23 protein-coding genes and 2 pseudogenes are annotated in these 22,714 nt (G+C 31.1%); 10 read left to right on the forward strand and 15 right to left on the reverse strand.

Annotated features, from left to right (window positions below; genetic code table 11):
* Nucleotides 1-54 precede the first annotated feature (54 nt).
* On the reverse strand, nucleotides 55-648 hold the full coding sequence (locus MHB47_RS07730) for a hypothetical protein (RefSeq protein WP_002507783.1): 594 nt from the start codon (nucleotides 646-648) through the stop codon (nucleotides 55-57).
* A gap of 111 nt (nucleotides 649-759) precedes the next feature.
* The gene (locus MHB47_RS07735) at nucleotides 760-1,215 is read right to left on the reverse strand and encodes a hypothetical protein (protein ID WP_340755994.1); all 456 of its coding nucleotides are present in this window, start codon (nucleotides 1,213-1,215) and stop codon (nucleotides 760-762) included.
* Between the two features lie 255 nt (nucleotides 1,216-1,470).
* Here MHB47_RS07735 and MHB47_RS07740 point away from each other — a divergent pair, with 255 nt between their 5' ends.
* Nucleotides 1,471-2,334 carry a hypothetical protein gene (locus MHB47_RS07740; RefSeq protein ID WP_340755996.1) on the forward strand — a complete coding sequence of 288 codons (864 nt, stop codon included), beginning with the start codon at nucleotides 1,471-1,473 and terminating at the stop codon, nucleotides 2,332-2,334.
* A 171-nt stretch (nucleotides 2,335-2,505) separates the two neighbouring features.
* On the opposite strand, the gene nucI is transcribed toward MHB47_RS07740, so the two are convergent.
* Entirely contained in the window at nucleotides 2,506-3,036 is a 531-nt protein-coding gene (gene nucI, locus MHB47_RS07745) for a thermonuclease NucI (protein WP_340757295.1), read from the reverse strand.
* Nucleotides 3,037-3,246: 210 nt separating this feature from the next.
* Between nucI and MHB47_RS07750 the strand changes: the two genes are divergently transcribed.
* Nucleotides 3,247-3,438, forward strand: coding sequence for a hypothetical protein (locus tag MHB47_RS07750; RefSeq protein WP_002507787.1), 192 nt, complete (start codon nucleotides 3,247-3,249; stop codon nucleotides 3,436-3,438).
* 230 nt (nucleotides 3,439-3,668) lie between these two features.
* Here the strand turns inward: MHB47_RS07750 and MHB47_RS07755 are convergent, their stop codons facing one another.
* The 6 genes from MHB47_RS07755 to hflX form a co-directional block, all read right to left on the reverse strand.
* Complete coding sequence (locus tag MHB47_RS07755) at nucleotides 3,669-3,866, reverse strand: hypothetical protein (protein WP_021338779.1); 198 nt, start codon at nucleotides 3,864-3,866, stop codon at nucleotides 3,669-3,671.
* 421 nt (nucleotides 3,867-4,287) lie between these two features.
* Nucleotides 4,288-4,725 carry a VOC family protein gene (locus tag MHB47_RS07760; RefSeq protein ID WP_340755998.1) on the reverse strand — a complete coding sequence of 146 codons (438 nt, stop codon included), beginning with the start codon at nucleotides 4,723-4,725 and terminating at the stop codon, nucleotides 4,288-4,290.
* Nucleotides 4,726-4,959: 234 nt separating this feature from the next.
* Nucleotides 4,960-6,300 carry a type I glutamate--ammonia ligase gene (gene glnA, locus MHB47_RS07765; RefSeq protein ID WP_340756000.1) on the reverse strand — a complete coding sequence of 447 codons (1,341 nt, stop codon included), beginning with the start codon at nucleotides 6,298-6,300 and terminating at the stop codon, nucleotides 4,960-4,962.
* Nucleotides 6,301-6,321: 21 nt separating this feature from the next.
* Nucleotides 6,322-6,690: a MerR family transcriptional regulator gene (locus tag MHB47_RS07770; protein ID WP_002507792.1), complete on the reverse strand. Its 369-nt coding sequence runs from the start codon at nucleotides 6,688-6,690 to the stop codon at nucleotides 6,322-6,324.
* Between the two features lie 265 nt (nucleotides 6,691-6,955).
* Nucleotides 6,956-8,194, reverse strand: a complete 1,239-nt coding sequence (locus tag MHB47_RS07775) for a methionine gamma-lyase family protein (RefSeq protein WP_340756002.1) — start codon at nucleotides 8,192-8,194, stop codon at nucleotides 6,956-6,958.
* Nucleotides 8,195-8,210: 16 nt separating this feature from the next.
* Nucleotides 8,211-9,446 carry a GTPase HflX gene (hflX, locus tag MHB47_RS07780; protein ID WP_340756004.1) on the reverse strand — a complete coding sequence of 412 codons (1,236 nt, stop codon included), beginning with the start codon at nucleotides 9,444-9,446 and terminating at the stop codon, nucleotides 8,211-8,213.
* Nucleotides 9,447-9,541: 95 nt separating this feature from the next.
* Between hflX and MHB47_RS07785 the strand changes: the two genes are divergently transcribed.
* Nucleotides 9,542-10,015, forward strand: a complete 474-nt coding sequence (locus MHB47_RS07785) for a glutathione peroxidase (protein ID WP_065337888.1) — start codon at nucleotides 9,542-9,544, stop codon at nucleotides 10,013-10,015.
* A gap of 392 nt (nucleotides 10,016-10,407) precedes the next feature.
* Here MHB47_RS07785 and MHB47_RS07790 read toward each other — a convergent pair.
* A pseudogene (locus MHB47_RS07790) lies at nucleotides 10,408-10,628 on the reverse strand (recombinase family protein); the annotation flags it as partial.
* Between the two features lie 204 nt (nucleotides 10,629-10,832).
* Here MHB47_RS07790 and MHB47_RS07795 point away from each other — a divergent pair.
* From MHB47_RS07795 to MHB47_RS07815, 5 genes are all read left to right on the forward strand, one after another.
* Nucleotides 10,833-11,297 carry a MarR family winged helix-turn-helix transcriptional regulator gene (locus tag MHB47_RS07795; protein ID WP_340756008.1) on the forward strand — a complete coding sequence of 155 codons (465 nt, stop codon included), beginning with the start codon at nucleotides 10,833-10,835 and terminating at the stop codon, nucleotides 11,295-11,297.
* On the forward strand, nucleotides 11,281-12,654 hold the full coding sequence (locus MHB47_RS07800; RefSeq protein WP_340756010.1) for an alpha/beta hydrolase fold domain-containing protein: 1,374 nt from the start codon (nucleotides 11,281-11,283) through the stop codon (nucleotides 12,652-12,654). The genes MHB47_RS07795 and MHB47_RS07800 overlap by 17 nt, the downstream gene beginning before the upstream one ends.
* A 109-nt stretch (nucleotides 12,655-12,763) precedes the next feature.
* On the forward strand, nucleotides 12,764-13,663 hold the full coding sequence (locus tag MHB47_RS07805; protein ID WP_340756012.1) for an alpha/beta hydrolase fold domain-containing protein: 900 nt from the start codon (nucleotides 12,764-12,766) through the stop codon (nucleotides 13,661-13,663).
* 19 nt (nucleotides 13,664-13,682) lie between these two features.
* Nucleotides 13,683-14,990 (forward strand): carboxylesterase/lipase family protein, encoded by a 1,308-nt coding sequence (locus tag MHB47_RS07810; RefSeq protein WP_340756013.1) that lies wholly within the window; start codon nucleotides 13,683-13,685, stop codon nucleotides 14,988-14,990.
* 15 nt (nucleotides 14,991-15,005) lie between these two features.
* Nucleotides 15,006-15,764, forward strand: a complete 759-nt coding sequence (locus MHB47_RS07815) for an MBL fold metallo-hydrolase (RefSeq protein ID WP_340756015.1) — start codon at nucleotides 15,006-15,008, stop codon at nucleotides 15,762-15,764.
* A gap of 186 nt (nucleotides 15,765-15,950) precedes the next feature.
* On the opposite strand, the gene hfq is transcribed toward MHB47_RS07815, so the two are convergent.
* The 3 genes from hfq to MHB47_RS07830 are packed head-to-tail and all read right to left on the reverse strand — an operon-like array spanning nucleotide 15,951 to nucleotide 18,074.
* A complete protein-coding gene (hfq, locus tag MHB47_RS07820; RefSeq protein WP_002507796.1) occupies nucleotides 15,951-16,169 on the reverse strand; it encodes an RNA chaperone Hfq in 219 nt (72 codons plus the stop codon).
* A complete protein-coding gene (gene miaA / locus MHB47_RS07825; protein ID WP_340756018.1) occupies nucleotides 16,141-17,118 on the reverse strand; it encodes a tRNA (adenosine(37)-N6)-dimethylallyltransferase MiaA in 978 nt (325 codons plus the stop codon). Before miaA ends, hfq begins: the two co-directional genes overlap by 29 nt.
* A 17-nt stretch (nucleotides 17,119-17,135) precedes the next feature.
* Nucleotides 17,136-18,074 carry an alpha/beta hydrolase gene (locus MHB47_RS07830; protein WP_340756020.1) on the reverse strand — a complete coding sequence of 313 codons (939 nt, stop codon included), beginning with the start codon at nucleotides 18,072-18,074 and terminating at the stop codon, nucleotides 17,136-17,138.
* Between the two features lie 509 nt (nucleotides 18,075-18,583).
* Between MHB47_RS07830 and MHB47_RS07835 the strand changes: the two genes are divergently transcribed.
* Nucleotides 18,584-19,330, forward strand: coding sequence for a sulfite exporter TauE/SafE family protein (locus MHB47_RS07835; protein ID WP_340756022.1), 747 nt, complete (start codon nucleotides 18,584-18,586; stop codon nucleotides 19,328-19,330).
* 70 nt (nucleotides 19,331-19,400) lie between these two features.
* Nucleotides 19,401-19,904, forward strand: coding sequence for a MepB family protein (locus tag MHB47_RS07840; protein ID WP_340756023.1), 504 nt, complete (start codon nucleotides 19,401-19,403; stop codon nucleotides 19,902-19,904).
* Between the two features lie 523 nt (nucleotides 19,905-20,427).
* Here the strand turns inward: MHB47_RS07840 and MHB47_RS13465 are convergent.
* A pseudogene (locus MHB47_RS13465) lies at nucleotides 20,428-20,760 on the reverse strand (transposase); the annotation flags it as partial.
* A gap of 222 nt (nucleotides 20,761-20,982) precedes the next feature.
* Nucleotides 20,983-22,656 (reverse strand): glycerol-3-phosphate dehydrogenase/oxidase, encoded by a 1,674-nt coding sequence (locus MHB47_RS07850; RefSeq protein WP_002507804.1) that lies wholly within the window; start codon nucleotides 22,654-22,656, stop codon nucleotides 20,983-20,985.
* Between the last annotated feature and the right edge of the window lie 58 nt (nucleotides 22,657-22,714).

Raw genomic sequence — 22,714 nt, forward strand, 5'->3', positions numbered from 1 at the left:
CTTCAAATCAAATGGTTCTTAAGTTAAAAGACTGACATTATGATTTGAAGGATTTTATATTGCTTTCTTTTCTGAAATTAATGCTTGGTTAATACGTTCATCTCCTACAACTAAGCGTAAAATAACAAATTGATAATAACTTAATGAATCAATAACGCTCCTGTAATTAGGAATTTGATGATAATCGATAGGATCTAACAATTCATACATCAAGACAATCTCTGGTTTAACATAATCTACATCCCATTTGATTGAATGGAAATAAATATGTTTCTCAGGCATCCTGATATTATGATTCCATCTAAACATCCAATCTTCATCTTCTACATCATAAACAATAATCGTCATGATGATTTCTTCATTATCGAAGATATTGGCATGTGTCACTTTAGGAAAATCAATTTTCGTGAAATCTGACGTTGAGGATGTGCCATCATAAAGCACAGATTTAAATGTTTTTGGTATATATTTTAAAACTTCCCCTAAAAATTTCCTTTCAACACTGATATCTACTTTTCCATTTAAATTAAATTCATCATGCAAAAATAATTGTTTAGCAACTTCACCATTATATTTAAATAAACTAGCTACATTTTCGTTTAACGTCTCTACAATTTGTTTAATATTTTTATTTTTAGTATCTGGCAAATGAGCACCTCCTATTCAAAGTAAGCGTTTCCAATAATATTCATTATATAATTTGTAGAAGCGTTTTTCAATGTATAAAACATGAAAATGTGAAATAAAACACATTTAATTTTAAAAATCTCCTATATGTATAAAATCATGTGCTAATCTGGTATTTAGAAATTCAGGTCTATTTATAACCAAAAACTGCTCAGCACTTTGTTTTAGTGCAATTTGAATTTCAGCTACTTCAGGTATAGTCTGATACAATGAATTATCTGCCATATAAGGCATTGCAGCAAAATACCGATTAATACGATATTTTGAAAATGTTTGAGCAACATCTGTGCCTACTATAATATGATATTCACTACTTACCACGCCATTTGATAATATAATGTTAAAGTTTGTATATTTAGCTACATATTTAATAATATCCGTAGAATAACTAATCACTGAGATTTTAATCCCATTATAAAATAATTGATCAATTATTTTATAAGCAGCAGGATGATTATCAAATGCAATAATTTCATTTTCATTGATTTTCTCAGTAATTTGTTCGAGATAACTTTTAATTGCACTCAAATTGTTGTCCTCCATCTACACTATTTATATTGCGCATAATTTATTATATCTATTTATGGTCATAAATAAAACTATAAATCATTGTTCAAACGTTCGTTTTGTTAACTTTTATTATAGAATTAATCGTAACAATCATTATTAATAATTATTTTATTGTATTTTTTATAACAATTTAATAAATACAATTTGTACTACTTTAAAGAAAGGCGTAAAATAAAACTTGTTAAAAATTAAATTAAGATTAGGATGGTACACATGTTTTTAATTTCTATTTTACTCATAATAATTGTTCTATTAATTATTATTGTATTTATAAATCATCACCTTATGAAACATAAGCTTGATACTGAAATATATTCTAAGAATCAATTAGTTAATAAAATCAGTATGGTTACGAGTGAAAACACACACTTAAAAAATCAGATGTTAGATATTGACGCAAATAACGATACATATCATCATGGATTAAGAAAAGCCAAACAAGTTTTAAATGAAATTTTATCACAATACAAAACAGATGCTCAGATTAAGTTTTATGACATCATTGCTACGAGTAATATTGCGGTAAAACATCCGTTATTTGAATATGCAAGAACATTCGATTATATCGTCATAACTGATAAAGGGCTCTTCAACATTAATGTTAAAAATTGGAAACAAAAAACGTTCTACCATTTTAATGCTGACTCTAACTTAGAAACTTTATCTAATAATGACGACACAGTAAATCAAACTGTCGGTCGCTACATTGCGAATCAATACCATTCACAATTTCAAACAACGCGAAAAACAAATTATACATTTATAGAACGTATCAAAAATAATTCAGTGATTTTTGAATTTTATAATTATGATCCATACGAACAATCTTCGCAAAATGCCAAAGTATTAGAAGATAAAATAAATGAATATCTCAAACATCAAATCAAGAGTATAGGTCTTGTTTATTTTACAGATGGTAGTGTGAATATCATAGATGGACCAGCAATTAGAGGAAATTACGCAGAAACCGTCTCTTCAAAATCATCTTTAAAAGAAGTCATTGGTGAAACACTAGCATCTTCTAACGAATCATTAACTGAAGAACAATATAATAAATTAGTGAATCATATGCATTAATCGAATTACAACAAATGTCATTTCATAATCGATATTACTAGAAAGAATAGTAGCAAAAATAAAAGGTAGCTTCCTAAAATGGGAAGCTACCTTTTATTTTGTGCACAAAGTTACATGATTTCTTTTAGCATTTATGTTCATACCTTGTACAACGATGTTCAGTTAATTACTTTAACTCCAAATATTCTCATTGTTATTTTTTGCTTGTTGTTCAGCTTTTTCAAATACATCTCTGTATTTACCATTAGGTGCATAATATTTTTCTTTAGCTAAACCTTTTTTTATTAATTCTTCATTAAACATTGTATCCTTATCTAACCATAAATAAGCTAATGTTCTTCCGTATTGATCTTCTTGCTCTTCATCATATTCCAAAAAAACGTCTTTGTTCGTTAATTGTGCTTTAGTATAATCTGAAGCTTCTTTACCATATGCTTGAACTGGTGTATCAGGTTTAACTGTTTCTGGTGTGTCCACTCCGATAAGTCTAACCTTCAGTTCTTTATTATTGTCATTTTTGGCAACCAATGTATCACCATCAACAACACGTTCAATGTGCACTTCCTCAGTTTCTTTAGACCCAGATTCTGATTTTGATCCATTATTTTGAAAAGGCCCTGTTTCATTTATAAATTGAAACGCAAGTACACCTAACACAATCATACTAACAACTAATATTGTCATTTTTTTAGTCGATTTCACAGTTGCACCTACTTCTTTTGAATTGTCCAAATTATCATATAGAAAATCAATTAAGTCGTCAAGTTAGCGTAGTCCACAATATTTTTTACTTTAATTCAAATGACAAAATTCTGTTATAATATCCAACGTAAATATAATGACGAATAATAATATTTTATTTCATATCACTGATAAACTCGTGCTATAATACATTAGATAGGAGTGAACAAATTGAGTATATTTAAAGAGAATATGATTACAATCATCGCAGTGATTATTGCGGTAATTGTGGGACTCATATTACAAAATCAATTTCAATTACCATTAATGGTATCAGCAGTCGTAGCGGTTTGTTTAGGTATCCTTATTGGGTTCATTGTTTTTGTTATCCAAACAATCGTAACGAAATATAAAAAGAAATAATCTTTACTGCCGCATATCAAAATGCAGGCAGTTTTTTTATGTATCATTTGAATACGTATTAACTATAGGATGAGAAAGGATGAAATGTCTTCTTTAGTTTACATAATTATATTATAGTTGGATGAATTCCTTTTAAAGCTTTTTAATTAGTTTCATTACTCTATACGTTGCTTTCACTAAATAAAAAAGTCGTGTAAAAAGTTTTATAACTTCATACACGACTTTTTATTTTAATCATTTTTTACGAATGTCAATATAGCATTAAACTCTTCTTCATTCGATGAGTATGTGCGTTCCTCAACTTCTCGCACTGTAGCATTTAGTAACTGATAACCTGCAACTTCATCATCTTCTAAAAATGCATTAATACTACTCTCTAATTCTTTTAATGATGCCGCTCTCAATGTACTTAGTTTAATCTTGTTCATCTAACCATCCCCTTATCAAGATAAATAATATTTATTAGTTACATATTACTACTTATACATCATACATACAATTAATAATACAATAGCATCAAATATTAACGTGGATTTAAATGCTCTTTGTTGACTCTTATAATCTTTTTATCTTAAAATTAAGTTTCAGTTTATAATGATTGAGGTGATTATTTTCTTCAAATCAAAAGAAGCGCGTGCATTTATTATATACTTTGGAATATGTCTTACATTATTAACATTATATTTATTACCTTTCGTGCACGCGATATTCGGTTAATATAGTCGTATCATTGCAATTATATTATCTCAACAAACAAACAGGTTCAAATCACTCAATAGGTTGAGCGATTTGAACCTGTTTTTTAATAAAAATAATTTAGCATAGAATATTCTTTTAAATTCACAAAAATCATTCGTTCACTTCGGTATAAATTTGAAATCTTACCCCAAATTTATCTTTAACTACTCCAAATGCCGGACTAAAACCTGTTTCAGATAATGGCATTTCAATTTGACCTTCTTTTCCTAAAGCTTCAAAAATTTGGCTTGCTTTATTTTTATTATTTAAAGTAATACAGATTATAACTACATTACCCTCTTGAGACGGATAACCTGGGAACGTATCTACAATCATAATTTTCGAATTCTCTATTTCCAACGCTGAGTGAGAAATTAAATCTTTTGTATTTTCAGGAAGTGAAAAACCTGGGTCCTCCGGAAGATCCCCATATGTCATAATCCCTAAATTCTTAGCTCCAAAAGTATTTTCATAAAACTCAATCGCTTCTCTAGCATTTCCATTAATTGCAAATAAGGACTTAACTCCATCTTTTAGTCTCCTCTTCATCTATTCACACAATTTTCACCTTAATATATTTTAACGATACCCTAGATAAACAAAAGTTAACAGTGTTTTTGATATAAAATGATTCATAGGCGCATAATCTCTCCTTAATTTATTTGGTCGGATATTTAAATTATAGAGATTTTTTGCGCTTTTTTTATACCAAAAAACAACTCGAAATCATTCAGAATGACCCGAGTTGTTGATATTACTAATATTATCCCTCTTGCTTAGCACCTAGTATTCTTTAAGGTATTGTTCTCTTTCCCATTCAGAAACTTGTGTTCTATAATAATCCCACTCAATTGATTTAGAGTTAATAAATTGATTATAAATATGATTGCCTAAAGCTTCTTTAATTGGTGCGTTATTTTTCATTGCTTTAACAGCAGTGTATAAAGTTGAAGGTAAATCTTCGATACCAACAGCTTCACGTTCTTCACGATTCATTTCATAAATGTTTTGGTTAACTGGTTCTGGTACTTCTAGTTTATTTTTAATACCATCTAAACCTGCTTCTAAAAGTGCTGCTAATGCTAAATATGGATTGGCAGCTGGATCTACTGAACGTACTTCAACGCGTGTAGATAATCCACGAGAAGTTGGTACACGGATTAATGGTGAACGGTTCTTACCACTCCAAGCGATATAACATGGTGCTTCATAACCTGGAACTAAACGTTTGTATGAGTTTACTAAAGGATTACATACAGCTGTGAAACCACGTGCGTTTTTTAAAGTACCTGCTATGAAATGATAAGCATCTTTCGTCATTTGCATATCGCCATCTGGATCATAGAATGCGTTCTCTTTGCCTTTGAATAATGACATGTTAAAGTGCATTCCACTACCATTAACACCGAATAAAGGTTTCGGCATGAACGTCGCATGTAGATTATGTTGACGTGCAATTGTTTTTACAACAAGTTTAAATGTTTGAATGTTATCACAAGCTGTAATTGCATCTGCATATTTAAAATCTATTTCGTGTTGACCTGGTGCTACTTCATGGTGACTCGCTTCAATATCAAAGCCCATGTCCTCAAGTTCTAATACAATATCACGACGACAATTTTCACCTAAATCTGTTGGTGCAAGGTCAAAGTATCCACCATTATCATTTAATTCTAATGTTGGTTCACCTTTTTCATCTAATTTAAATAAGAAGAATTCTGGCTCAGGCCCTAAATTCAAATCTGTGAATCCTAATTCTCTCATATTTTCTAAGACACGTTTTAAGTTTGAACGTGGGTCACCTTCAAATGGTGTATGATCTGTTTTATAAACATCACAGATAAGTCGTGCAACTTTTCCTTGTCCTGCCGTCCATGGGAAGATAACCCATGTATCTAAATCTGGGTATAAATACATATCTGACTCTTCAATTCGAACAAAACCTTCAATTGAAGAACCATCAAACATCATTTCATTATTTAATACTTTTTCTAGTTGGCTAACTGGTACTTCTACGTTTTTAATTACGCCTAAAATATCAGTAAATTGTAAGCGTAAATATCTTACGTTTTCTTCTTTAGCAAACTTATGAATGTCTTCTTTAGTAAATGTACGTTTTGGCATTGTAAATGTCCCCCGTTAATATTATTTGATAAAACGTGATAAGTCACCACGATTTATCGGTATTGCTTCTCGCTGTGGTTTCTGGGTAGCTTCAACTATCATTTGTTTTCTTGTTTCTTGTTCATCATCAGAAAGATGACTTTGCTCTTCATTAAGAATTTGCTTAATACCCTTGATATTAAATCCTTTTTCAATCAGTTTTTTAATTTCTAAAAGTCGTTCCAAATCATTTAATGAAAAGAGCCTCTTATTGCCTTCTGAACGTTGTGGTTTAATCAGTTCATGTGTTTCATAGTAGCGAATTTGCCTTGCGGTTAATTCGCTCAATTTAGTTACAACACTGATAGAGAATACAGGCATATTGCGTCTTAATGTATCGTTTGACTTCAATTCCTTCACCTCTATTTTTGAACTTGTTCTAAATTTAGCACAATTTTTCAATAATTTCAAAAATATGTAAGGTTTCCTTACATATCCTTTGAACCCTTGGTATCACTAGTGTACGTCTTATTAACACTCGTAAATCATATTAATTTTTAGAAAATTCCTTTAATTTGTTCAAAAAAATCCATATATTTTATCAAAATTCACATCATTAACAAGTATATTACTTCAAAATGTGTGTTTGATAGAATACATGGATTTCAACTTCTTTTTATATCAGTTGCTGTGATTTAAGATTTGCTGCAGCTCTTGTTACTGCCAATTTCACATGTTCGTAGGTTAAGCCACCCTGTACATAGGCTTCATAAGGGGGGCGAATGGGGCCATCAGCTGATAATTCAATAGACGAACCCTGGATAAATGTACCAGCAGCCATAATAACATCATCTTCATAGCCTGGCATAGAAGCAGGTTCTGGCTTAAAGTGCGCATTGATTGGTGAAGCTTGTTGAATACTTTGGCAAAATTGAATCATTTGCTCTTTAGTATCGAATTCAACCGTTTGTATAAGATCGGTTCTAGGAACATCGTATCTTGGTTTTGTACGCATGTTCATTTTTTCTAATAAAAGACTTGTAAATAATGCACCTTTTAAACTTTGGCTAACGACATGAGGTGCTAAGAAAAAGCCTTGGTACATTTCTTGTAATGAGTTAAGAGAAGCGCCCGCTTCTTTACCTATACCAGGTGCAGTTAAACGGTATCCACATCTCGCAACCAAGGATTCTTTGCCAGCAATATAACCACCAATTTTAGCTAAACCACCACCTGGATTTTTAATTAATGATCCAGCAATTAAATCCGCACCACATTCTATTGGTTCATGCGTTTCAACGAATTCACCATAACAATTATCTACAAAAATAATCACGTCTGGATGCTGTGCTTTTATTGTTTGAATTGCACTCTCAATTACTTCTAAATTAAGAGATGGTCGTTGGTCATACCCTTTAGAACGTTGAATTGCAATAACTTTAGTTTGTGGTTTGATTTGATTCATTACTTCTTCTATATCTATATCATCTTCTTTTAAATCAACTTTATTATAACTCACGCCATATTCTTTCAAACTTTCAATACCATTTCCATTTATGCCAATAACCTCTAATAAAGTATCATAAGGATTTCCTGTTATATATAACAGCTCATCACCATACTTTAATGTGCTTTGTAAAGCAATCGTTATTGCGTGAGTACCTGAAATAATTTGTGGTCTGACAATAGCATCTTCTGCTTTAAAAACATGGGCATAAATTTCTTCTAAATGGTCTCTACCAAAATCATCATAGCCATAACCAGTAGTGCCTTGTAAATCATTTTCAGTTGCTCTTACCGCATGAAATGCATCTAATACTTTTTCTTGATTAACATATGCTGTTGCCTCAATGTTTCTAAAATATGGTGCTAACGTTTCTTCTGTATTAGCAATCAGCTGTTTCATATCTTCCATTAATCATTACTTCCTTCTATTCTTTTTTATATCCTTTAATTTCGTAAGTCGCATCATCTTCATTAAATATTAATTCTGACACAAGTGTATGCTGTTTGAGAAAGTATAATCTATCCGCATTCGCACCTGGAATGGTTTCTTCATAATATGTGAGTGTTTTTTGGACTTGATCAAATAGTAATTGTTTTACTTTGTCTATATCTGCTTCATCCCGACTAGAAACAAATACTGATGGCTTATTCGTTGTCGGCGTCGCACCTTCATGCAAATCTTTCTTATTAAATATAATTGCTTGCGGAATTTGTGCCATATCTAAATCTGCAACAATTCCATTCACAGTATCATATTGTGCTCTATACTCAGGATGACTACTATCAACAACATGTAATAATAGGTCCGCATTTTTTGCTTCTTCAAGCGTTGATTTAAAAGCTGCAATTAATGTCGTTGGTAGCTTTTGAATAAAACCAACTGTATCAGAAATAATTAAGTTAAACCCATCATTTATCTGAATTTGTCGTGTTTTAGGATCAAGTGTTGCGAATAATAAGTTCTTCTCATATGTTGTTTCATTGGCAAGCATGTTAAACCAAGATGATTTACCTGCATTCGTATAACCTATGAGTGCAACTTGGAAAACATGGTTCTGTTCACGTTTATTACGATAACGTTCACGATGTTCAACCACTGTTTCTAATTGGTGTTTAATTTCGTTCATTCTCGTTCTAATATGACGACGGTCCATTTCTAGTTTCGTTTCACCAGGGCCTCTTGTCCCAATACCGCCACCTAAACGTGACAAACTACGTCCATGTCCTTGCAATCTAGGCATTAAATAATCAAGTTGCGCTAATTCAACTTGTAATTTACCATCTTTACTGCTTGCTCTTAATGCAAAAATCTCTAATATTAATTGCGTTCTGTCGATAATTTTCACATTTAAATTTCCATTTAGCGCTTTTGATTGTGCTGTTGTTAATTCATCATTAGCAACAACAACATCGATATCATTATATTCAATATAAGCTCGAATATCTTCTAATTTCCCTTTACCAACATAATATTTTCTATCAAAATGTGTTCTGTTTTGAGTAAACTGTTCTTGAACATTTAGTTGACACGTTTCTGACAATGATGCTAATTCTTCCATTGTCGACTCAAAATCAAATTCATCATCATTTTGAGCATGTACTCCAACTAAAATAGCTGTTTCTAATTCTTTTTTTGTATTATAAGTTTGTTGTTGGGTCATAACATGCACCTCTTTTCTTAGCTATTCTATCATAGTGTATATATAAAGACTACAGCGCCAAATTATGTTAGATTACTTATAAGAGGTGAATTAAAATGACTATATATGACATAGAAGTTCAGAAACCAAATGGAGAATCGTACAAATTAGATACGTACCAAGGACAACCCATGTTAATTGTTAACACGGCTAGTGAATGTGGTTTTACACCACAGTTCGAAGGACTTCAAAGTTTATATGATAAATATAAAGATCAAGATTTTATAGTATTAGGTTTCCCTTGTAATCAATTTGGAGGTCAAGAGCCTGGCACTGGTGAAGAAGCTACACAAAACTGTAAAATTAACTACGGTGTTACTTTCCCAATGCATGAAAAAGTTGATGTCAAAGGTGAAAATCAACACCCACTATTTGAATTTTTAACTAAAGAACAAAATGGTGTCTTCAATGAAAAAATCAAATGGAACTTCACTAAATTCCTAGTAGATAAAGATGGTAAAGTTGTAAAACGTTTTTCTCCACAGAAAAAACCTAATCAAATCGAATCAGAAATTGAAGCATTATTATAATTTAAAGATTCTATGATATTCCACAATCTTATTAAGTTTGCATTCGATATCAATTTAGTTATTATAGCTTCAAAACATAGACAAACCAAATGCTATAAGGTATTGGTTTGTTTTTTTATATGCATATTCCTCTAATACTAGCCCTTTTATATGGTATTGACTTTGTCTGACCACAGCTAAAAAGTCGCTAGATTACTACTACGAACTTAAGAAGCGTCCATGAATAACGCGAATAAAAAATTCCGACAAAATCAGAGACTTTACGCCCTCACTTCACGTAATAAATGAGAAAGACAACGTACTATTTAAAAATGTACGTTGTCTTTTTATTATAGAATTCCTATAACTGAACTATAGAAACTTACAACACTCTAATTTAGTTCATTAACTTATGTGATTAAGTCCTCCAAATTACGCCCTAGTATGTCATGTCTCCAAACAACAATCATATCTCCATATTTCACAAATTCAATTACTTTATCCAACCCAAGTGGTTTACTTTTTGATCCATTAATATGGTCGCTAAATATTTTTTCACAACTATATTCAATTGATCTTACTGTAAATTCAATTTTTGTAATCCAGTTGAAACTCTTGTATAACCTATTTTCAAAATATAAACCTTCAATATTACAAATTCAATGTACCATAACTTAAACACAAGGCCTTTTATGAACATAGGTATAGTGTTGGATTTTTGAACATACGAAATTAATTACATTTTAAATTCTCTTTTTTAATTGACAATTCCATATTTATACAGCATTTTAGTTTTATAGTCTAACTATTAGAAAGAGAAACTAAAAGGCGGTTTTTTATGGAACAGACAATATTCGATGACTTTTCTCAGGAATTTCAACAGATGAGTAACGCAATATACTCTATTCAACTTAATTTATTAAAGCAATATGATTTAACACCTGACCAATTCAATATCTTAAATTTAATAGGTCATCATCAAATTTCTACATCAAGCAAAATTGCTCAAGTTACTAATGTAAAAAAAAGTTCCGTTACATCAATTATTAATAAATTAGTGGATAAAGGAAATCTAACACGCTCTACAAGTGATAAAGATAGAAGAACTATTTATTTAAACCTTACTAATCAAGGCGAACTTAAATTAAATCAAGCTAGACAAATACTAATTAAAGAAGTAAGTCCTGCATTAAAATCACTATCTTCTAATCAACTTAAAGAATTATTTAATTCTTTAAACTCGATTAATAAATGTTTACAAAGTACAAAGGAGAACATCATTTCAAATGAGAAAGAAAATTAAATTTCTAGTTTCTTCCTTAGTATTTATGCTTTTATCTTGGGGTCAAATGGTTTTAATCAACTATCATTTAGCAATAGGGATAGCAATAATACTCACATTATTTGCAGTTTTATTTTTAGTGAAAAATGACCTTTCATCAAAATTAAAAAAACTATTTATTTTTTCTATAGTAATCTTCTCTGTTACTGAAATTTGTTGGTTATTCAGTGAGCAAGTTATATTTTGGTATATTTCTCAACTAACCTTAATTATTATTTTTATTAATTTAGCTGTTTATGGATTTTTCATTATATCAAGGAAACATGGCAGTGTTATTTCGATAATTCTTAACATAATAAAAATGTTAATTTTAGTTTTGGTTATCGTTATCTCAGTTCTTCTATTTGTGTTTAGTATCAGCTCAACTTCATTTAATAAAACACTCCAGTCAGTTATGGGAGTTGAAAACTACACTAAATCTGAACAAAAAACATCTATACTCGACGATAAGTATAAATTGTACAGTAATGTTAAATATGATTCAGAATATCCTAGAGGCTTTTTAGACGTCATGACTAAGAAAGGAAATCTTGATCCGAATAGACCAACTTTCTTTTATATTCATGGTGGTGGTTTTGTAGCTGGAGATAAAATGGGTGGTGATCCAAACTCTGATAGTAATGAAAGCTATCTACCATATCATTATAAAAAAATGATAGATAATGGTTATAACGTTGTAGCAGTCAATTATGCTTTTGCACCAGAGTATGATCACCCTACTCAAGTAAAACAAATATCTAATGCTATCCAATTTTTACAAAAAAATGGGTATAAATATGGCATAAATACCAAAGACATGGTCATTTCTGGGGGAAGCGCAGGCGGTCAAATAGCAGCTGAATTTGTAACAATTCAGTCTAATGAAAAATACGCAAAGAGTATAAATGTAAAACCCGTTATGAATGTAAAAAATATTCGTGCTCAAGTTCTAGAAGTTCCATCTTTAAAGCCTTCAAAAGTACATAGTACTAAAGAAGAAAATAAAATGAATGATTATTTATTTGGTCAAGCCATGGGGGCGTATATTGGCGATCCAATTATTTCATATAATCAATCTACCGAAGATCAAATGAACTTAATAAAGTATGTTAATAAAGATTTCCCTCCAACATTTATAACAGATGGAAATGAGGGCTCATTCAAAGTTCAATCAAAAGAATATTATGATGAGCTAAAAAAACATAATGTTAAATCTGAATTATACATTCCAGATATTAATAAGAGCAAAGAAGGACATGGCTATATTGCTAATGTTAAATCAGATGCAACGATACAATTCATTAAAAAAAGAAATGGTTTTTTACAAGAATTAAATTGATTATAAATTTCCTTGAATAATATATAGATAAAGAATTAAATAGATTACTAGTTGTGAATTACAGTATGATTTTATTCAAAAATTCAATAAATTAGAGAGGATATTAAATATGTTCAGTAATGAAATGGAAAAATATATAAAATTTAATAGACAAACAAAAGAATCTACTAAAGGTATAGAATTAACTCCTGAATTAATTCTACAAGCAAGAGATAAAACGAATGAAATGTTAGGCGATATTCCAACTCCAAAAGATATTGAGTATTATGAACATGAAATTAATGGGATTTCGGGTGAATTTTATAAATTCACGAGTGAAAGAAATGAAAGCTTAAATAATAAAATCGTATTATTTATTCATGGTGGTGGCTTTGCAACTGCTTCAGTTGCTTCTAGAAGATATTTATGCACGACCGCATTGTATTATGCCAATATGGATGGATTTTCAATAGAATATAGTCAATATCCTGAAGTACAACATCCAACGGCTATGACGGAATGTATTAAAGTTTATAAAGGGCTTATAGAAATGGGATACAAACCAGAAAACATCTATCTTTTAGGAGAATCTGCAGGTGCTGCCCTAGCATTAACTATGACACACTATTTAAAAGATAATAATGAACCTTTACCTGGTAAAATATGCCTGCATTCTCCAGTTGTAAATATAAATTATGAATATGAAAGCCGTAAGACAAGAGCTGATAGAGATCCAGTTATTCAAAGTAATATTAATAATCAAATTGATTATTTTGCAAATAGTGATAGTTTCAGTCCATATGTTTCTGCAATTTTCGGCGATTTCAAAGGCTTCCCGCAATTAAATATTAATGTAGGCACCGAAGAAGTACTATGGGACGATACGATGGAATTAGAAAAAAAGTGTAAAGACGCTGATGTAGATGTATCAGTAAAAGTATGGGATGGATTGTTCCATGTTTTCCCTATGTTTCCAACACCAGAATCTGAAACTGCATTAAAATATACTGGAGAATTTTTTGCAAAGTAAAGAAAGGTAAGGTGTGTAAATGCAATATACAACGGTAAAGACCAAAATGGGTAGTATCAAAGGCATAAAACATACTACGTATAACGAGTTTAGAGGTATACCTTATGCAAAACCCCCAACAAATTCTTTGCGTTTCAGAGCACCTGCCGCTATTGAACCTTGGGAAGGTACTTTAAATGCTACTTCATTCAAGCCAAAATGTCCTCAACCAGACCTTTCAGAAGTAACACTTTACGGTAAAGAATTTTATGATGATGCTTTTTACAATAATAAAAGCTCTGAAGATTGTCTTTACTTAAATATTTGGAGCCCAAATCGAATAGAAGATAAATTATATCCCGTGGTTATTTGGATTCACGGTGGTGCATTTGATCATGGTTTTTCCTATGAAAAAGAATTTGATGGTAAAGCATATGCTGAGAGAGATGTAATTTTAGTTACCATCAATTATAGATTGGGGGTATTTGGTTTTTTAAATATTCCAGATAGAAAGCAAGAGGATGGTCATACTGGTAATTATGGTTTGTTAGACCAAATTTCAGCGATTCGTTTTGTAAAAGATAACATACAAAGTTTCGGTGGCAATCCTTCAAACATTACACTTATGGGACAATCAGCAGGTGCAATGAGTGTACAAGCCTTATGTCTAAGCCCTTTAACTAAGGGACTTTTTAATAAAGCAATTATGCAAAGTGGTGCTGGTATACTGAAAGGACTATCTGCTGAAACTTCATTAGAAGAAGGTTATCGTTTTTATTATGAGCTTTTAAATCAACTTAAAATTGGTAATATTACAGAACTTGAAAACGAAACAGCAGAGCACCTTTTAAATGCTTACCTATCACATGATTCCTCTTATGGTGACATAATGTTTTCTCCCTGTATCGATGACTATGTATTAACAGATAGTATTCAAAAAAGCATTAAAGAAGGAAAAATGTATGATATTCCTTATATCTTAGGTTCAACTTCAAAAGACCTTTTGTATGAAGAACCTTCCAATAAAAGTCGAGGTATGCTGTTTGATGCAGCGAGTGACTTCATAGAAGTATGTAATAATAATGGAAATAATCAAACATATTTATATTATTTTGACCACGACCTTCCCGGAAACCAAGATGGTGCGTTTCATTCATCAGAATTATGGTATACGTTCGGAACACTTAATAGATGTTGGAGACCGATGACTAAAGATGATGTGCAGCTTTCAGAAAAAATGCTTGATTTTTGGACGAATTTTATAAAAACTGGTAACCCAAATGTTCCAACCAAAACGCAGGATGAATGGAAAAAATATGAAGGCTCCAATGTAATGCTTTTTAAATAGGAGGTATGCTGATTTATGGAATATAAAATATATAAAATAAATGATACAACTTGGCGAATAGAAGAGTACGATGAATTGATGAGTGTATATATGTATTTATTAATTGGAAAGGATAAAGCATTATTACTAGATACAGGTATGGGAATGATACCTCTTGATCGTATAGTAAACGAATTAACAAATTTACCATTAGAGGTTCTTAACACACATGGCCATTTTGATCATACAGGTGGAAACAATATATTTGAAACTGTATATATGCATAGAGCAGATGAAGAAGTATACAACTTTCATTTTTCATTAAAAATGCAGAATATTTTCTCTATGTATAATTTTCCAACTCAAAAACAGGATGTTACATTCATTACAGAAGACATGGAGTTTGAATTGGGCGGCAGAAAACTTTCCTTAATTCTAGTGCCTGGACATTCCCCTGGATCACTTTGTATCCTTGATGAAACAAATCATGTTCTATATAGTGGTGATGCTTGTTGCAAAGCTCCTGTCCTTTTGAATATAGATTATGCAACTTCTGTCAGTACGTATTTAGAATCAATAAAACACTTAAAAACATATAGCAACCAATTTACAATTACTTGGCCATCACACCATAGTGTTCCTGTAGAACCAGAAATCATTGATCAATTTCTTGAATGTGGTAGAGAAATTTGTGAAGATAATTCACGAGGCAATGACATTCAAGGGATGTTTTATGAGTCTAAATCACACAAGTATAAAGACGTTTCTATTGAATTTTTCAAAAATAACATTTAATAGAATAAAAAAGTTATAATAAATGAGAAAATCAACGTACAATTTCAAAATGTACGTTGATTTTTTAATTAGAAAGTATATTCGTTCTCATACATCAAGTAAAGAAATCACTTTATACCCAAACTAGATATCAATTAATCGAGTGTAGCTTATTTAGTTTTTAACTTTTAATTATATATTTTCTAATTATGATGTTTGAGGTGCATCATCAATTGTGAAAGTACTGATAGCATGTTTATAAATAAAATGCTGTTTACCTTGAGATAATAAGCATACTACATACTTATCATAATCCTCAATAACACCTTTCATTTGAAAACCATTCATTAAAAACACAATCACTTTTGTTTGATCAGTCTTAAATTGTCCTAGGAATTTATCTTGGATGTTTTCTGTTGTCTTCATGTTCTATACTCCTTTTCTTTATTTGGACTGAAACTTCATCTAACATCGATGAAAGTGACATTTTCTCTTTATCTAACCATACTACGTCTAGCTTATTTTTGAACCAAGTCATCTGTCGCTTTGCATAGTTTCGAGAATGTTGCTTTAATTTATCTATTGCGTCATTTTTATTTGTACCGCACTTCACTACAGGCAACATTTCTTTATAGCCTATAGCTTGCATACTTTGACATGATTCATATCCCGCATCTACGAGTTGTTTCACTTCATCAAGTAAACCACGTTCCAACATTATATCTACGCGTTTATTTATCCTTTGATATAATATGTCACGCGACATTTCTATCCCTAATAATAATGTATCATAATTTTCTGTATATTGTTGAACTTTCTTTCGAGAACTTAAAAGTTTTTTTGTTTTTAAATAATATTGAATTGCTCTGCGCACTCTTTTTCTATTATTGGGATGAATATCTTCTGCAGACTCACTATCAAATGATGATAAATACTGATGTAACACTTCATTTGATAGTTGATCTAATTCTGCTAACTTTTTGTCTACTACTTCACTTTCTTCGGCTGTGATTGTTTCATCTTCAAACGCATAATCGTGAATCAAAGACTGGATATATAAGCCCGTGCCTCCAGCAATTATAGGCACACATCCTCTATCAGTAATCTCAGTTATTAATTGCTGCGCTCTATTTTTAAAATCAAACGCAGAAAATGTTTCATCTGGCTCTAATATATCTATCATATGATGTGGCACACCTGACATTTCATCTGACGTTATCTTTGCTGTACCTATATCCATATGTTTATATACTTGCATTGAATCGCCACTGATAATTTCACCATTAAATTTTTTCGCTAATTCAATGCTGAATTCTGTCTTTCCTACAGCAGTCGGACCTACAAGTACGATTAAAAAAGGTTTATCGTTATGCACGTGTATATCAACTCTCTTTATTTACTATTGTTATTTATCTTTTTTAAAATTTGCTTTTCAATCCATTCATACATGTTATTCCATGTAATATCAGAATCCGTATCGAATAAAACTTCATGACGTTTATTTTTGTATAAATGGACGGTTACATGTTTCACGCCACAGCGTTTATATAATTTCCCTAGTTTTCTAATACCTTTACCTTTGCCACCTAACGGATCATCTTTACCCGATATGAGCAATACAGGAAGTTCTATATTCATTTTTTCGATGTTTTTTACACGACTTGTGCCTAACGCGTGTTTTATTACTTGGTATATGAGTTGATTGGAAACTAAAAAACCAGTGTTTGGATCTTTGATAAATTTAGCTACTTCTCGAGCATCGCTAGATAACCAATCGCTTGAAGTTTTTTGATTTTTAATATCTTTATTAAATGATTTATACATTAATCGATTAACCCACTTCAATCGACGTCGTTTTCCTAATATTAAAGTAATGATTTTCATTAACACAGCAATAGGTAGACCTAAATACTTTGGATATTGGGCTGTGCCACTAAGAATTAAACCTTGCGCTGCATCAGGATATTTTTGAGCAAATATACGGGCTATAATAGAACCCATAGAATGACCTATCATAATGTATGGGATGTTCGTGTAGTGTGTACACATTGTCTGCGCAATTTCATATGTATCATCCGCAACTTGCGATATATCATCTATATGTCCACGTTCTTTTTCCTTTATTTCTTTCCCATGACCTCTATGGTTATGGCGTAATACATCATATCCTTGTTGATTAAACGATTCAACAAGTTCATCATATCTTCCCATATGTTCTGCCATACCATGAAGCAAATGTACAACACCAATTGTTTCATGCTTGGCTTTATCTAATTTCACTTCTAACATTGTGCCATCTTCAACAGTAATCTTAAATTCCTTTTGACTCATGTGATAGCCCCCAAATCATGCATCATTTCAAACTTCTTATACTATACAATATACCCTCAAAATTCAATGTTATCAAATAGAATGCAAAACGTTAACCACTAGACAACGATATATTAAAAAACATTGATTTTATAAAAACTCAAGCAAATGTTTTACTTAATAAAAACGTGATTATTATTCGAAACACTAATATAATTCTATTTTAAAAATGTTATACTCAATATCAAGTATTAAGTCAGGTTGTCGACTATATCAATAACTTTGTTGATAGTTTATTGGTTAAACTATATGGAGACAAATGCATACAAACCTTTTTCTTCATTTCTAATAATTATTAAATAAAGCAATTAATGAACACAGTTTGTCTCAAAGAAAAATATTTTTTAATATCAAATGCTCTTATAGCAATTGGTTTAGCTACATTTTGAATCAGTAAGTAATAAGTATCGAGTTATTTGTACTCAACATAAAATGTAACACAGACAACAATTCATCGAGGAGGACATCTAATGGATATAACAGTTTTTATTTTTATTTTATTAGCTATATTCTTAGGTGCTTTAGTACGTACATACTTTGGCTTTGGAGAAGCTTTAATAAGCATGCCTTTATTAGCTTTAATAGGTTTAGACATAAAAACAGCTATATCTTTAGTTGGTATCGCTGGTCTAACTGTAGCTTTATTTAATATTTTTTCTGAAATGAAGCATATTAAATATAGAACTTTGGCAGTCATGATGTCAGGTAGTTTAATCGGCATACCTGTAGGCATATGGATACTCCATCATTTTGATACTGGGAAAATCCAATTACTATTAGCTATTTTTCTAATTCTTTATGGTATTTATGCTTTTATCAAAACCGTTTTTCTCACCCACCATTCTAAAATCAAACTAAAATCTTCTCTATGGGAAGGTTTGGCAGGACTTGTTTCTGGTGTATTAGGCAGTGTTTATAATTCTCACGGTGTACCAATCGTTATTTTCGGAACGCTAAGTCAATGGCATATTAAAGACTTTAAAAGTACAATTCAAGCTCATTTTCTATTAACAGCTATCTTTGTTGTCATGGGTCAATTATTAGGCGGTATATGGACGAGCCAAACTATTCGATTATTCTTAGCTACTTTACCTATATTGGTTGTTGCAGTTTTATTAGGTAAGTATTTATCGAAAAAGACACACCATAATCATTTTGAAAAATGGATTTATATTTTTATAGTTATCTTAGGTATATTAATGCTCTCAACACAGTAATTGGCTTTTTGTATAATTTGCTTCTGAAAACAAAAACACAAATATAATTTAGCAAAGGTGGTTTATTATTATGTTTGAAGAATATGCTTCTAAAAAGTTAATAAATAAAATGGATGAAATGGTAAATGACTTTTCCCCAGTTAATTTTGAAATTGAAAAATGGAATCGTGAATATGAAGGTTTTAATTTTAGCTTAACTCATCACACTTTTAAAAGTCGTTTAGCTAAGAAGACACCTAAAAAAACTGGTTATTTCGTTGCAATGTGGCAAAAAAATGAAATAGCTAAAAATATCCCTTTTAATTGCGAGAATTCTAAAGATTACTTGGTTATTAATATTATTGATGGTGCCCGTACAGGACAATTTATTTTCCCGAAAGATATCTTGTTAGCAAACGGCATAATAACATCTACTAAACACAAAGGAAAAATGGCAATGCGTGTTTATCCGAATTGGGAATCCAATTTGAATAAGACTGCACTAAAAACACAAAAGTGGCAAAGCCCTTACTTTTTAGATTTATCTACCACCTTCAATAAAAAAGATATCTGTACATATTATGAGATAAAGTAACACGTAGATATATTGAGATAGACAAACCATTATATCTAAATCATTTTGCCATACGTGTCGTCTTATTTGTTTGGTCGCATCTTTACTCTCTGTACATTGATTTAACAAAGGACAATGACGACATTTGTTAGGATTGGATACATACAATCTGTGACCTGTTGGCATTGTTCGTTTAAATATTAATATTTCATCGTTAGGACAAATATAATTATCATAGTAACCAGAGTCCGGATCAGGCGTACTTACTTTTTTTACTTTTGTATTCCTCTTTCTTTTTCTTTTTTATAGGCTTTTTTCCTTGAGATAATCTTTATTCATTAATTTCATTATCTAATTCTTCTTGGAAATGAAGAGAATCTTTTTTCACTAATTCAGTTATATATTTATTTTTATTTGCGTTTGCTTTTATGTGGGTTGAATCAATGAATAAAGATGAATGATCTATTAAATTATTTTTTATTGCGATTTTAAGAATTCTTTCAAATATTTGTTCAAATAAATCTGTATCATGAAAACGACGTGTATAGTTTTTACTAAATGTACCGAAATGAGGTACTTTATCTAAAAAGCTATAACCTAAATACCAACGGTAAGCTACGTTCGTTTCTATTTTTTTTATCTTTTGTCTCATTGATTTTATTCCAAATAATCTTTGAATAAGTAATATCTTCACTAAAATTACAGGGTCAATTGATGGTCTTCCATTATCAAGACAATATTTGTCTTCGACAAGTTCATAAATGGAATTTAAATCCAATATATTATCTACTCTACGTAATAAGTGATTACTAGGAACTAATTCCGATATTGAAATCATTTCATATTGATCTCTTTTGTCGGTTGATTTATTCAACATTACAAACACCACCATTGTTTAATTTAAATATATTATATTATTTTTGTTTGAAAATGGCGATAATTTGTGCTGACTCCTGTGGGAAAAGCACTAGCCGAAGACTACAGGCTGAGGCTGTGCCCGCGGAAAGCTTGCACAAAAAAGTGCCAACAAAGTCGGAGACTTTGTCGGCACTCTGAAACTGGCGACAAAGTCCTAAGACCTTGTCGCCAGTTTTAATATTTACGCTTTAACTGCTGGTTGGTTATTACCTGTTTGTGCTTCTTTAATCGCAGTTTCTAATTCTTTTGTATATAATTCTTTTTGAATATTTGTATAGCCTAATAATTCAGCCATTACATCGATTACTTGTTCTTTATAATTTAATACATCATCAATTTTGAAATATAATTTACCTGTACGACGGATAAAGAAATCAGTTGGACGGTGAACCATTTCATTTTGAATTGAATAAATTAATTCTGTGTAGATATCTAACGGTAAACCAGTTTCTTGATATTGCGCAGTTTGTGCAATTTTAAATAACTCTTCAGCGTTTGAACCATATTTAGATACAAAGTGACGTGCAGTCGCTTCGTCGATTTGATAAGCTTTTGCATCTTCAACTTTTTGTTCAATATATTTATCAAAGTTTTTACTGCCGCCTACATCGCCACCAGAGATTGTTAAGTGTTTTGTTGCCGCTTTATCAAAAGTAAGTTTATATTCTGATTTTAAGCGTTTTGCTAATAAATCAACAATTTCTACTGCCATATGACGGTAACCAGTTAATTTACCACCTGCAATTGTTAATAAACCAGATTTACCTTCCCAAACTTCGTCTTTACGAGAAATTTCTGAAGGATCTTTACCTTCTTCTAAAATAAGTGGTCTTACACCAGCCCATGATGATTCGATATCTTCATCAGATACATTAACATCAGGGAACATATAGTTAATTGCTTCAATTAAATAATCTCTATCTTCTTGGTTAACTAATGGTGATGTCTTAACATTGTCATAAAATGTATCTGTAGTACCAACATATGCTTTACCTTCACGTGGAATAGCAAAAATCATACGGCCATCGTTTTCTGTATCAAAGTATACAGCTTGACCTAATGGGAATTTAGATTGATCAATTACAACATGAACACCTTTTGTTAAACGTAATTCTTTATTATTACGTGCATAATCGCCACTACGTACTTCATCTACCCATGGACCACTTGCATTGATAACTTTTTTAGCTTTAATTGGGTAAGTTTCATTGCTAATTTGGTCTTCTACTTGAATACCATTAACTGTTTCATTTGAGTCATATGTGAAATGAACAGATTTTGTATGGTTAATGATAGTAGCGCCTTTTTCTTCAGCACGTTTCATTACTTCAATAGTTAATCGTGCATCATCTGTACGGTATTCAACATAAGAGCCACCAGCTTTAAGACCAGCTTTCTTAACAAGTGGTTCTTTTGCAAGTGTTTCTTTTGCATTTAACATTGTTTTACGTTCAGCTTTTTTAACACCTGCTAATCTATCATAAACGCCTAAACCAATCGATGTAGTGAATTTACCCATAGATCCGCCTTTATGCAATGGTAACAGCATACGTTCTGGTGTCGTTACATGTGGACCATTTTCATAAACAATCGCACGTTCGCGACCAGTTTCTGCAACCACGCCTACTTGTAATTGTTTTAAATAACGTAAGCCACCATGAACTAATTTAGTAGAACGTGAGCTTGTACCTTGTGCAAAGTCTTGCATCTCTACTAAAGCGACTTTCATACCTCTGTTACTAGCATCTAAAGCAATCCCAGCTCCGGTAATTCCGCCACCGATAATCACAACGTCATAAGCGTCATTTTTCAATTCTTTCTTAATCTGTTCTCTTTTTAAAGTTGATAAACTCATAAAATCCAGCGCCTCCTAAAGTATTAAAAAAAGAGAGACTCATCCCATACATATATAA

Source organism: Staphylococcus sp. FSL K6-3157 (genome assembly GCF_038005145.1).
Taxonomy (GTDB): domain Bacteria; phylum Bacillota; class Bacilli; order Staphylococcales; family Staphylococcaceae; genus Staphylococcus; species Staphylococcus equorum.